This is a genomic window from Arthrobacter arabinosi (assembly GCF_054511115.1).
Window position 1 is genome coordinate 647,247 of the sequence record NZ_JBTNDF010000003.1, and the last position, 11,288, is coordinate 658,534.

The following is an 11,288-nucleotide window of genomic DNA, read 5'->3' on the forward strand; positions in this document are numbered from 1 at the left end:
CCACCCATGACGATCCCCCGCGCTCAGCCCGCCGCAGCCACCGCGCAATACATCCCGGACGGCCTGCCGTCCTCGATCCAGCACTACATCGGCGGCGAGTTCGTCGACTCCGTGGGAGGCGCGACGTTCGACGTCCTGGACCCGGTGTCCAACACCACCTATGCCACCGCGGCAGCGGGCCGGCAGGAGGACATCGATCGTGCGGTCGCCGCCGCCCGCGAAGCGTTCACGAACGGCCCGTGGCCCCGCATGAAGCCCCGCGAGCGCGCCCGCGTGCTGAACCGGATCGCCGACGCCGTCGAGGCGCAGGAGTCCCGGCTCGCCGAGCTCGAGACGTTCGACACCGGCCTGCCGATCACGCAGGCGAAGGGCCAGGCCCTGCGCGCGGCCGAGAACTTCCGTTTCTTCGCGGACCTGATCGTCGCCCAGTTCGACGACGCCATGAAGGTCCCCGGCTCCCAGATCAACTACGTGAACCGGAAGCCGATCGGCGTCGCGGGGCTGATCACCCCGTGGAACACGCCCTTCATGCTGGAGTCCTGGAAGCTCGCGCCCGCCCTGGCCACGGGTAACACGGTGGTCCTGAAGCCCGCCGAGTTCACGCCGCTCTCCGCGTCCCTGTGGGCGCAGATCTTCAAGGACGCCGGGCTGCCCGACGGCGTGTTCAACCTCGTCAACGGTCTCGGCGAGGAGGCCGGGGACGCCCTCGTCAAGCACCCCGACGTCCCGCTCATCTCCTTCACCGGGGAGACCACCACGGGCCAGACGATCTTCCGGAACGCCGCCGCGCACCTGAAGGGACTCTCGATGGAGCTCGGCGGGAAGTCGCCGTGCGTGGTGTTCGCGGACGCGGACCTCGACGCCGCGATCGACTCGGCGCTCTTCGGGGTCTTCTCCCTCAACGGAGAACGGTGCACGGCCGGCTCCCGCATCCTCGTCGAGCGCCCCGTCTACGAGGAGTTCTGCGAGAAGTACGCGGCCCGCGCGAAGACCATCGTCGTCGGCGACCCCCACGATCCGCGGACCGAGGTCGGGGCGCTCGTGCACCCTGAGCACTACGCCAAGGTGGCCTCCTACGTGGAGATCGGCAAGACGGAGGGCCGGCTCCTCGCCGGCGGGGGGCGCCCCGAGCACCTGCCCGAGGGCAACTACATCGCACCCACGGTCTTCGCCGACGTCTCCCCCGACGCGCGGATCTTCCAGGAGGAGATCTTCGGGCCCGTCGTCGCCATCACCCCGTTCGAGGACGACGCCGAGGCCCTGGCGCTGGCCAACAACACGCGGTACGGGCTCGCGGCCTACGTGTGGACGAAGGACCTCACCCGCGCGCACACCTTCGCGCAGGACGTGGAGGCAGGGATGGTGTGGCTCAACAGCCACAATGTCCGCGACCTGCGCACCCCGTTCGGCGGCGTCAAGGCCTCCGGGCTGGGCCATGAGGGCGGCTACCGCTCCATCGACTTCTACACCGACCAGCAGGCCGTGCACATCACGCTCGGCACCGTCCACACCCCGAAGTTCGGCAGCGTCACGGACTCGGCCGCCAACGAAGGCTGACCCCCGTTCGCTCGACGAGGAGAGAATCCCATGACCACCCCCGTTCCCACCCCCTCGGTCCCCGCCCCGGACATCGTCCGCTGCGCCTACATGGAGATCGTGGTCACCGACCTCGCCCGCTCCCGTGAATTCTACGTCGACGTCCTCGGCCTGCACGTCACGGAGGAGGACGAGGACGCGATCTACCTGCGTTCGCTCGAGGAGTTCATCCACCACAACCTGGTGCTGCGGCGCGGCCCGATCGCCGCCGTCGCCGCCTTCGCGTACCGCGTGAAGTCGCCCGCGGAGGTCGACGCCGCCGAGGCGTACTACCGCGAACTGGGCTGCCGGACCGAACGCCGCGCAGGAGGCTTCACGAAGGGCGTCGGCGACTCGGTGCGCGTCGAGGACCCCCTGGGCTTCCCGTACGAGTTCTTCTACGACGTCCAGCACGTGGAGCGCCTCACCCAGCGCTACGACCTCTATTCGGCCGGCGAGCTGGTGCGGCTGGACCACTTCAACCAGGTCACCCCGGACGTGCCGCGCGGCCGCGCCTACCTGGAGGACCTCGGCTTCCGCGTCTCCGAGGACATCCAGGACTCCGACGGCGTCACCTACGCCGTGTGGATGCACCGCAAGCAGACCGTGCACGACACCGCACTGACCGGCGGGAACGGGCCGCGCATGCACCACGTCGCGTTCGCGACCCACGAGAAGCACAACATCATCCAGATCTGCGACAAGATGGGTGCGCTGCGGATCAGCGACCGCATCGAGCGCGGGCCGGGGAGGCACGGCGTCTCGAACGCCTTCTACCTCTACATCCTCGACCCGGACGGCCACCGCGTGGAGATCTACTGCCAGGACTACTACACGGGCGATCCGGACAACCCCACGATCACGTGGGACGTCCACGACAACCAGCGCCGCGACTGGTGGGGCAACCCCGTCGTCCCGTCCTGGTACTCGGAGGCGTCGCTCGTGCTGGACCTCGACGGCAACCCCCAGCCCGTCGTCGAACGGGACGAGCGCAGCGAGATGGCCGTCACCGTCGGGGCGGACGGCTTCTCCTACACGCGCAGGAACGACGACGACGGCGTCGAGGGCTTCAAACTCGGCACCCAGCTCTGACCGCCGCCCGCCCACCGAAGGAAGCCCATGCTCGATCCGCAGACCATCAGCCAGATCGCCGACGAGCTCCTCGACGCCGCCCGGACGCGGACCCCGGTACCGCTGCTGACCGCGCGGTACCCGGGCATGACCGTCGACGACTCCTACGCGGTGCAGCGGCTGTGGCGGCAGCGGAACGAGGACGCCGGCCGCACCCTGGTGGGGCGGAAGATCGGCCTCACGTCGCGGGCGATGCAGGTTGCCACAGGCATCACGGAACCGGACTACGGCGCCATCTTCGACGACATGGTCCTCGGGACGGGCTGCTCCGTAGCGTGGGACGCCTACACCCGCCCGCGGGTGGAGGTTGAACTCGCGTTCGTGCTGAAGGACGACCTCGCCGGGCCGGGCTGCACCATCTTCGACGTCCTCAACGCCACCGATCACGTGGTGCCCGCCCTCGAGATCCTCGACTCGCGGATCGAAATGGAGGGGCGCACCATCGTGGACACCATCTCCGACAACGCGGCGATGGGCGCCATGGTGGTGGGCGGCAGGCCCGTGAGGCCCGACGCCGTCGACCTCCGATGGGTGTCCGCCATCCTCTACAAGAACCAGGTCGTCGAGGAGACCGGCGTGGCCGCCGGGGTCCTCGACCACCCGGCCGCGGGCGTGCACTGGCTCGCCAACAAGATCGCCGCCCACGGGGACGGACTGCATGCCGGGGACATCATCCTCGCCGGGTCCTTCACCCGCCCGCTCTGGGTGGACAGGGGCGACACCGTCCACGCCGACTACGGACCGCTGGGAGCCGTCACATGCCGCTTCCACTGAGGGATTCCTTCCGGGAGGCGCTGGCCGCTGCCGATCGCCCGCTCGTGGGCATGTGGGTGTGCTCGGGCAGCCCGCTCGTCGCCGAGATCTGTGCCGGGTCCGGGCTGGACTGGCTGCTCGTGGACGCCGAGCACAGTCCGAACGGCCTCGAGTCGATCCTCTCCCAGCTGCAGGCCGTCCACGGGTATCCGGTGCAGACACTGGTCCGGCCGCCGGTCAACGACACCGTGCTCATCAAGCAGTACCTGGACCTCGGCGTGCAGAACCTGCTGATCCCGATGGTGCATTCCGTCGCGGACGCGCGGGCGGCCGTCGCCGCGACCCGCTACCCGCCCGAGGGGGTCCGCGGCGTCGGGTCGGCGCTCGCGCGGGCGGCCCGCTGGAACCGGGTGCCCGAGTACCTGACGCGCGCGTCCTCGACGATCAGCGTCACGGTGCAGATCGAATCGGCGGCCGCCGTCGACGCCGTGGAGGACATCCTCGCGGTCGACGGCGTCGACGCGATCTTCGTCGGACCCTCCGATCTCGCGGCGTCCCTGGGCCTCCTCGGCCGGCAGGAACACCCCGAGGTGGTGGCCGCCGTCGAGCAGTGCCTCGCCGCTGCCACGCGGGCCGGGAAGCCGGCGGGCGTCAACGCCTTCACCCCGTCCGTCGCCCGGCGGTACCTGGACGGCGGGGCCGGGTTCGTCCTGGTCGGCGCCGACGTCGCGCTCCTGGCGCGCGGCTCCGAGGCCCTGGCCGCCGGGTTCATCCCGGCGGCCGACGGCGGTCCGGGCGCCAGCTACTGACGGCGCCCGGCAGCCGGGCCGGGCGGCGGTGCGCGACGGCGGCGTTCCCGCCCTGACCCGCGCCGGACCGTCAGGCTCCGGTCAGGACTCGGGCGATCCTGACCCGCCCTGCCACGGACCGGGCGCCGGGCCATCGTCGGCTCCGTCCCCTGCGTCCCGACGAGAGCCTCCACCCGCATCTCCTCAGGCGGGTGACTGCTGAGATTGCCGGTCGATGTCGTCCAGCTGGGAGACGAGACCGGCGCGAATCACCGGATCGAGCGTCGATGTCTCGATCGCTGTCCGGACTCGTGCCCGGTGGCCCTGCAGGGCGGGCGCGTATGTCGCGAGAGTGCCGGCCCGGGATGCGCTGGACGTGATCTCGGACAGCATGGCGATGCTCCGGCTCGCCGTCCGAGGGCCTGCGAACGCATAGGTGATGAGCTGGTCCATGACGAGATCGAGAAGTTCCGTGAAGGAGGGAAGCGTCAGGTTCAGCCTGGCTCGATCGTTCGTGTCGTACAGCGTGACGGGCCCGGTCGCCCTGGTGGTGAGGGAGCAGAGGACCCCGGAGATATGGCTGAGTGCGTGTACGGCGGTCGTGGGGTCGTTCACGCCGGGTGAGAGGGCCTTGTCGGTGACGTCGAGGAGCTGTTGCAGCCCGAACGACGGGTCCTGGGTGGAGGTGCGCTCGAAGTCGGTTCTCACTGACCGGGACACCGCGTCCACCAGCTCAGCGAGCCGGTCGCCGTCGAGCGGGATTGTCTGTGCACTCCACACGCGAGCGATCGGCATCCCGGCGACGAGTGACGCTCCGGGTGCAAAATCGACGGAGACGAAGGCTTCGATCCGCGTTGACGCCGACAGGAGGGCCCTGGTGTCGATGCGGGTGAGGAAGCCCGAGGACGGCGCGCGGACCACGTCCGGTCGCCCGTCCGGGGACGAAACACTCGGCCTTCGGGAGTCGTCCTCGGGGAAGACACGATCCAGGGTCTCGTCGGTCTCGCGATGGACATCACGCAGCATGGTCTCGACGCGGATCTGCCGTGCCAAGTGGGCCAGGAAGAGGACGAGGCCGATGACAGTGAGGATCGTCAGCACGAAAGCCGTGGTCACGGCGATCTCGGGGACGAACGCCGGCCCGGCACTGGATTCCACCCGGATACTGCGCAGCACCGTGAGCGCGAAGACGAAGGTCCCAAGGAACAGGGCGAGTATGTTGTGGACGAAACGGTCCCGTGTGAAGGTGCGCAGGAGGCGCGGGGAGAACTGGCTGCTCGCGAGCTGCAGGGTGACGACCGTCAGGGAGAAGGTCAGCGACGTGACGGTGATGGTCGAACCGGCGATCGTCTCCAGCAGTGACCGCGCTGCTTCAGGCCCTCCGCCGAACAGGATCCCGGAAACCACCGGCGGCATAGTGTCGTCGAACTGTTGATCGAGAGAGGGAAGACCCTGCCCGAGGATGAGGGCAACGATCACTGCGGTCAGTGGAACAGGCCACAACTGGACACGCAGGGACTCCCGCACGGACTCTTTACCCATATCCATGCTGCTCATTCTGGCCCACCCGCAGGATCCATCGAACTGCTGATACCACCGGTCGTTCGCCTGAGGAACACCCCCGTCACATCCCAGGAGGTCCCGTGCTCGTTGCTGATCTTTCATCGCTCCGCCGTCCGATCATCGGGGCGCCCATGGCCGGAGGACCCTCGACGCCCGAGCTGGTGGCGGCGGTCACCAGCGCCGGCGGCATGGGGTTCCTCGCCGCCGGGTACAAGTCGCCGGATCAAATCGCCCGGCAGATCCGTGCCACCCGGACGCTCACCGGCGGCCCGATCGGGGTCAACCTCTTCGTCGTGTCGGCGAACGACGCCGACGAGGAGGAGCTCGAGGCATACCGCCGCGAGCTCCAGGTGGAGGCGGACCGGTACGGCATCGAACCCGGGAGGCCCCGTTGGGACGACGACGCCTGGGAGGGCAAGCTCGACGTCGTGCGCGCTGAGCGACCGGACATGGTCTCCTTCACCTTCGGCTGCCCCGCCGCCCCCATCCTGCAAGAACTCGCCGCGCTGGGCGTCCTGACCGCGGTGACCGTCACGGACGCCGCTGAAGCACGCACCGCCGCAGACAGCGGCGCCCGGGTCCTCGTGGTGCAGGGACCCGAAGCCGGAGGCCACCGTGCGACCTTCGACCCTGCGGCCGCACCCGGCACTCAGTCGCTTCCCGAACTCCTCTCCACCATCCGCTCCGTGACCGACCTGCCTCTGATCGCGGGCGGAGGCATCGGTACACGCACCCTCGCCGCAGAGACGCTCGGCGCCGGGGCGGCCGCGGTCCACGTGGGAACCGCCCTGTTGCTGGCCGACGAGGCGGGAACAAGCCCTGCCCACCGCTCGGCGCTGAAGGATTCACGATTCACCGAAACGTCGGTCACACGCGCGTTCACGGGACGACCGGCTCGGAGCCTGCGCAACCGGTTCATCGACGACCACCCCACCACCCTTCATGCCTACCCGCACATCCACCACATGACCGCCCCCCTGCGTGCAGCGGCAGCAGCGAACAACGACGCGCAGGCACTCCACCTCTGGGCGGGTACCGGACACCGCGACACGCGGCAGGGATCCGCGGCCGACATCGTCGCCGCGCTGACCCCCTGACCGGGCGCATCCGCATCAGCTCGGCCCCGACGGATGAGCCGGCCGTGGGGTCGCTCCGTGGTGACAGGTTCACCGTGGAGGTAGGTCCGGCGGACAGCTGCCCCTTCCCGGCCGATCGGGCGAGCTCGGACCACGAGGGGATCGTCCCCGGCTTCACGCCTCCACCGGACCGTCGCACCCGTCAGGGCACTGTACGACGGACCCACCTACGATGTCCTGCCCGGGGTCATCCGGTCGGGGCTGCGGAGTGATCCTCGGGACAGCGCTCTTCCCGCCGCGCGGGCCGTGGTTCTGCTGCACCGGGTGTGCCAGGCCGGCCTCTTTGCGTGGACGCAAGAATAGGCCGGATACTGGCGGTCATGACCGAGCATGAGGTGTCCGACGGTGAGATCGACGCGATGATGCGCGCGTCCCGGGCCCTGATCGCCGTGGTGGCCATGTCCCTGGCGGAGATCGGGGATGTGGTCTCGCCGGCCCAGCTGCGGGTGCTGGCGCTCATCGCCAGCCGTGGGGCACAGACCCTCGGGTCCGTGGCCGAGGACCTGGGAGTGCATGCATCCAACGCCACCAGAACCTGTGACCGCCTGGTCGCCAGGGGCCTGATCGAACGCGGCGAGAACCCTGCGGACCGGCGTTTCCTGCAGCTTCGCCTGACCGACGCCGGTACGCAGTTCGTGGGGGATCTCATGGCGTATCGGAGGACCGCCCTGGCAGAGATCGTCGGCCGGATGCCGGTCCAGGACCGCGTGGGGCTGCAGACGGTCATGGCTTCGTTCGCCGAAGCGGCGGGGGAGGATGCCCACGAAACCCTGCCGGCAGTCCTGGGACTCGGTTTCTGACCCGCCATCGCGGCTGATCCAAAATGGTTGCGATCGCGCAACGATCCGCCGGACGCGGGCCATCCCGCTTGATCAGGTAAAGGAAGCCTACTTACGATCAACTCACGCATCGGTGAGGACGCGACGATGGCCTTCGCGACTCCTGAGACCGAGCACACGGCCCCCGCCTGCTAAAGATCCGGCGGAGGACACGCGCACCCCAGTCTTCCGCAGCCGATCCACCTGACGCCAGAACCATCCGGCCGCACACAGAGGAGTTCCATGCAACGCACTCGCCATCAACGGTTCCTGATCCGACGTTCAGCCGCCCTGACCTTGATCGCCACACTGGCGATGACCGGCTGCAGCGGGCCGGAAGAAAGCATGGACGCGATCGCCAACGGTGAGGACGGGCAGGTCGGTGTCGTGAAACTGCGCAGCATGCTCATCGTCTCCGCGGACGAGGGCGAGCCGGGCCGCCTCCTGGGAACGCTCGACAACGAGTCCTCCGCGGCCGTCGAGGTCGTGATCAGCGACTCGGACGATCAGGTGGCGGTGACGGTGCCCCCGGACGGCCAGTACCCGCTGGACACCAATGAACAGCTCCTCGGTACCGTCGGGGAGCCTCCCGGTTCCCTTACGCAGATCACCCTCGCGACGCCGTCGGAATCCACCACACTCGACGTGCCGGTGCTCGATGGCACTCTCGACCAGTTCGAGCCGTATCTCCCCGACTGAGCGCGGACCTGCAGGCTCAGGGCGGTCTACTGGTAGGTCACGAGCCACGGTTTCGGATCGACGAGGGAGTACGTCTGCTCGGGGGTCAGCATGGGCTGGTCTTCGTCATAGAAGTTCTTCCATGACGGCCAGACCCCTGCGGGAGACACCCCCTGCAGCGCCGACCACGTCTCGAGCTTCTCCCCCGGCGTGCCGTGGCCGTCGGCGTGGAGGGTGAGGGCGAGTTCACCCCTGGACATGTCGAGGTCCTCCCTCCCGCTGAGCATGTCGACGCGGAACTGGTGGACCATCACGAGTTTCTGAGGCAGGGCCCGGTCCCGCGTGAGGTCCGCGAGCCAGGCGGTGGTGGTATTGATCTCCGCCGCATCGACCGTGCCGACCTGCCGGAGCGGGACCTGGCCCGGGGCGAGCCGCCACTCGGGATCCAGGGCGAGGCCCACGGACGGACGCGCGAGGAGTTCCTCGTACAGCCTGGCCTGGGAGAGGAAGTCGGATCTCCCCGACTGCAGGTCCAGGACGACGTACACGCCCTGTTCCTCGGCGGCGTCGACCCAGGGCCGAAGATCCTCGACGGGCGTCTCTCTCGAGTAGTCGCCGTCGTTCCCGGGTTCCGCACTGGCGACAGTGGCGATCAGGTCGAGGGCGGGTACCACGGGTTCGTCGCTGAACGGCTGGTACCGGGCGGCAAGATCCTTGACCCGGGTGATCGTCTCGTCGATACCCTGCTCGCCCAGCGCTCCGAGGGCCGGTCCGCTGGTGTGTCCGTACAGAGCCACCATCCGGCGTCCGGGAAAGACGGTCTGGCCGCCTCCCGGCAACTGGGGGGCTGTTGCCGCGACCTGGACCCGCTGGGCGAAGGTCTCCTCGGCGCCGAAAGGGACACCGATCGCGACGACGGCGTCGTCGGCGTGGGACCGGACGGCATCCACGGTGCTGACGGTGGCCCGCGGGTCCGCGTCCGCGGCCAGTTCGACGTCGGCTCCGGCAGCCCGGGCGGTGGCAAGGGGTCCGAGAGCCGAAGTCGGTGTGGCCAGGACGAGTGCGTCGACCGGCCGAGCTGGGGGCGTGAAGGGCGGGATACGCGCTCCAGTAGCGGTGTCGGTCAGCGCCGAGCCGGAGGAGGGGATGGTGACGGCGCCGGGTGTGGCTCCCGTGGCCGAGGGGCCTGCCGCCGGGGCGGATTCCAGCGTGAGCAGACGTGGGTGGCCTGCGTCCAGATCGCCGATCGAGGCGACGACGTCGGCTGCCGGAACAGTCTCGGGGGTGGCCGACAGCCCGAGGACGGCCTCGAAGTCGGCCGCTGCGGTGGGGCCGACGACGAGGGCTCGCGGCCCCGCCACGGCGGCCCATTCCGCGGTCGGGTCGCCGTACCCGATGACCGTCTCGACCCCGAGCCTGTCGAGCTCGGCGCCGACCTCTGCGCCGTTCGATCCACCCGGCCCGATGACGAGCAGGGGGATCTGCAGGCCTACGGCAGCACTTGTTGCCGCCGCCAGGTCGGCGTCCGTGAGATCCAGACCGGTCTCGGCCTGACGGGTGAACACCACGGCAGCAGGACTGCGCTCGAACAGCATGCCGCTCATGGCGACGGACGACTGCGCTTCGGTACCCGCCAGGACACGGCGCGTGCCGGTGCCGGGCTCTGCATGGAGCACCGAGGGGGCGGAGGACGTTGCCGCCTCGCCGGTACGGGGCGGCTCGCTCGAGGTGCAGCCGACCCCTCCGAGGAGGATGGCGATCGCAAGGGGGACGGTGGTGCGGGGGATACGGCGGAAGATCTGTTGCTGCTTTCGTCAGGGGTTCCCACGACTCTATCGCTGCCACCGACGGACGAGGCTTTCGACCGGCTTGCCTCCTACAGCTGGTCCTCGAGGTGGAAGACCTCCTCGAGCCTGAGGAAACCCTCGTCCGGGCGGCCCTCGAGCGCCACGAAGAACGACCCCATCTCCGCCTGCCACCGTGCATTGACCTCGGTCTCGGCCATGGCGGTCTGCGAGGCGCCGAAGTCCTCGCACTCCACGTCCATGGGTCTCCGTTCGTCGTCGTGGATCTCGCGGGGGAGATCAGAGAGAGAGACGTGGCGATGCTCGACGCGCCGTCGAGGAAGTTCAGGGCTGGATCTCCGTGAAGGACCCTCCCGCGCCCATGGCCTGCCCCGCGAGCATCGCGATGGAGGTCCGCAGTTCGTATTCCCCCGCCATGGGGACGCCGCGGGCCGTGAGGATGGACGCACCGGGGATCATGCCCGCCCCAGGCGTTCGTGCTGCTCCCCGGCGAGGCCGCGGTGGTAGTAGGCGAGCGAGTCGAGGTCGAACTCCGTGATGAGCCGGTCGAGCCCCACCGAGACCTTCGCGCCCCACGCGAAGTCGTCGTCGTTCACGGACCCGTCCACGGCGAACAGGCTGCGCGCGAGGCCCACGCGCTCACGGACCTGGCTCTCCGTCGCCTCGCCGACGAACGCGCGGAGTTCGCGTCCCTGACCGATACCGGTGGCACGGTGGGCGACCTGCTGAACGCCGCGATGGACCCCACGATCAGCTACGACGACCGCGCACCCATCCCGTTCCGCCTGCTCCCGCAGGCTGGCGGTCGCGAGGGCGTGGACCGGGTGCATCGCGACGAGCTGACATCTCCGTAGGAGCGGAGAGCACCGCATCCCCTGGCAGTAGCCACGAGTATCGCCAGTCCGCGCTCGCGCCCGCCTGCCCGGAAGCGGTCGCCTCCGTCGTCCGTCCCGGATGAAGGATCGCTCGCCACCATCCGGTCGCCTTCTCACGCTCGTCCACGATCCTCCTGCGTGCGGAATCGGCAGGAACGGTCTGCGT

12 protein-coding genes are annotated in these 11,288 nt (G+C 69.4%); 7 read left to right on the forward strand and 5 right to left on the reverse strand.

Annotated features, from left to right (window positions below; genetic code table 11):
* Positions 1 to 6: 6 nt before the first annotated feature.
* From hpaE to ACX80P_RS11045, 4 genes are read left to right on the forward strand one after another with little or no spacing between them, the layout of a single operon-like run.
* Positions 7 to 1,557: a 5-carboxymethyl-2-hydroxymuconate semialdehyde dehydrogenase gene (gene hpaE, locus ACX80P_RS11030; RefSeq protein ID WP_459278114.1), complete on the forward strand. Its 1,551-nt coding sequence runs from the start codon at positions 7 to 9 to the stop codon at positions 1,555 to 1,557.
* 30 nt (positions 1,558 to 1,587) lie between these two features.
* A complete protein-coding gene (gene hpaD, locus ACX80P_RS11035; protein ID WP_459278115.1) occupies positions 1,588 to 2,667 on the forward strand; it encodes a 3,4-dihydroxyphenylacetate 2,3-dioxygenase in 1,080 nt (359 codons plus the stop codon).
* A 27-nt stretch (positions 2,668 to 2,694) separates the two neighbouring features.
* The gene (gene hpaH / locus ACX80P_RS11040) at positions 2,695 to 3,480 is read left to right on the forward strand and encodes a 2-oxo-hept-4-ene-1,7-dioate hydratase (protein WP_459278116.1); all 786 of its coding nucleotides are present in this window, start codon (positions 2,695 to 2,697) and stop codon (positions 3,478 to 3,480) included.
* Positions 3,465 to 4,268: an HpcH/HpaI aldolase family protein gene (locus ACX80P_RS11045; RefSeq protein WP_459278117.1), complete on the forward strand. Its 804-nt coding sequence runs from the start codon at positions 3,465 to 3,467 to the stop codon at positions 4,266 to 4,268. Before hpaH ends, ACX80P_RS11045 begins: the two co-directional genes overlap by 16 nt.
* Positions 4,269 to 4,451: 183 nt before the next feature.
* On the opposite strand, the gene ACX80P_RS11050 is transcribed toward ACX80P_RS11045, so the two are convergent.
* Positions 4,452 to 5,795 carry a DUF2254 domain-containing protein gene (locus ACX80P_RS11050; protein ID WP_459278118.1) on the reverse strand — a complete coding sequence of 448 codons (1,344 nt, stop codon included), beginning with the start codon at positions 5,793 to 5,795 and terminating at the stop codon, positions 4,452 to 4,454.
* 95 nt (positions 5,796 to 5,890) lie between these two features.
* On the opposite strand from ACX80P_RS11050, the gene ACX80P_RS11055 reads away from it, so the two are divergent.
* The 3 genes from ACX80P_RS11055 (at position 5,891) to ACX80P_RS11065 (ending at position 8,463) form a co-directional block, all read left to right on the forward strand.
* Positions 5,891 to 6,907 (forward strand): nitronate monooxygenase, encoded by a 1,017-nt coding sequence (locus ACX80P_RS11055; protein WP_459278119.1) that lies wholly within the window; start codon positions 5,891 to 5,893, stop codon positions 6,905 to 6,907.
* A gap of 359 nt (positions 6,908 to 7,266) precedes the next feature.
* Entirely contained in the window at positions 7,267 to 7,746 is a 480-nt protein-coding gene (locus tag ACX80P_RS11060; RefSeq protein WP_459278120.1) for a MarR family winged helix-turn-helix transcriptional regulator, read from the forward strand.
* 261 nt (positions 7,747 to 8,007) lie between these two features.
* Positions 8,008 to 8,463 (forward strand): hypothetical protein, encoded by a 456-nt coding sequence (locus ACX80P_RS11065; RefSeq protein WP_459278121.1) that lies wholly within the window; start codon positions 8,008 to 8,010, stop codon positions 8,461 to 8,463.
* A 26-nt stretch (positions 8,464 to 8,489) separates the two neighbouring features.
* On the opposite strand, the gene ACX80P_RS11070 is transcribed toward ACX80P_RS11065, so the two are convergent.
* From ACX80P_RS11070 to ACX80P_RS11085, 4 genes are all read right to left on the reverse strand, one after another.
* Positions 8,490 to 10,118: a hypothetical protein gene (locus tag ACX80P_RS11070; RefSeq protein WP_459278122.1), complete on the reverse strand. Its 1,629-nt coding sequence runs from the start codon at positions 10,116 to 10,118 to the stop codon at positions 8,490 to 8,492.
* Positions 10,119 to 10,318: 200 nt separating this feature from the next.
* On the reverse strand, positions 10,319 to 10,489 hold the full coding sequence (locus ACX80P_RS11075) for an L-rhamnose mutarotase (RefSeq protein ID WP_459278123.1): 171 nt from the start codon (positions 10,487 to 10,489) through the stop codon (positions 10,319 to 10,321).
* Positions 10,490 to 10,571: 82 nt separating this feature from the next.
* Positions 10,572 to 10,706, reverse strand: coding sequence for a hypothetical protein (locus ACX80P_RS11080; protein WP_459278124.1), 135 nt, complete (start codon positions 10,704 to 10,706; stop codon positions 10,572 to 10,574).
* Positions 10,703 to 11,077, reverse strand: coding sequence for a hypothetical protein (locus ACX80P_RS11085; RefSeq protein WP_459278209.1), 375 nt, complete (start codon positions 11,075 to 11,077; stop codon positions 10,703 to 10,705). Before ACX80P_RS11085 ends, ACX80P_RS11080 begins: the two co-directional genes overlap by 4 nt.
* Positions 11,078 to 11,288: the final 211 nt, after the last annotated feature.

Bases quoted from the DNA above. Each gene is read 5' to 3' on its own strand.
- hpaD (WP_459278115.1), top strand. From the start codon at position 1,588: ATGACCACCCCCGTTCCCACCCCCTCGGTCCCCGCCCCGGACATCGTC.
- ACX80P_RS11080 (WP_459278124.1), bottom strand. From the start codon at position 10,706: ATGATCCCCGGTGCGTCCATCCTCACGGCCCGCGGCGTCCCCATGGCG.
- hpaH (WP_459278116.1), top strand. From the start codon at position 2,695: ATGCTCGATCCGCAGACCATCAGCCAGATCGCCGACGAGCTCCTCGAC.
- ACX80P_RS11045 (WP_459278117.1), top strand. From the start codon at position 3,465: ATGCCGCTTCCACTGAGGGATTCCTTCCGGGAGGCGCTGGCCGCTGCC.
- hpaE (WP_459278114.1), top strand. From the start codon at position 7: ATGACGATCCCCCGCGCTCAGCCCGCCGCAGCCACCGCGCAATACATC.
- ACX80P_RS11060 (WP_459278120.1), top strand. From the start codon at position 7,267: ATGACCGAGCATGAGGTGTCCGACGGTGAGATCGACGCGATGATGCGC.
- ACX80P_RS11085 (WP_459278209.1), bottom strand. From the start codon at position 11,077: ATGCACCCGGTCCACGCCCTCGCGACCGCCAGCCTGCGGGAGCAGGCG.
- ACX80P_RS11050 (WP_459278118.1), bottom strand. From the start codon at position 5,795: ATGGATATGGGTAAAGAGTCCGTGCGGGAGTCCCTGCGTGTCCAGTTG.
- ACX80P_RS11075 (WP_459278123.1), bottom strand. From the start codon at position 10,489: ATGGACGTGGAGTGCGAGGACTTCGGCGCCTCGCAGACCGCCATGGCC.
- ACX80P_RS11065 (WP_459278121.1), top strand. From the start codon at position 8,008: ATGCAACGCACTCGCCATCAACGGTTCCTGATCCGACGTTCAGCCGCC.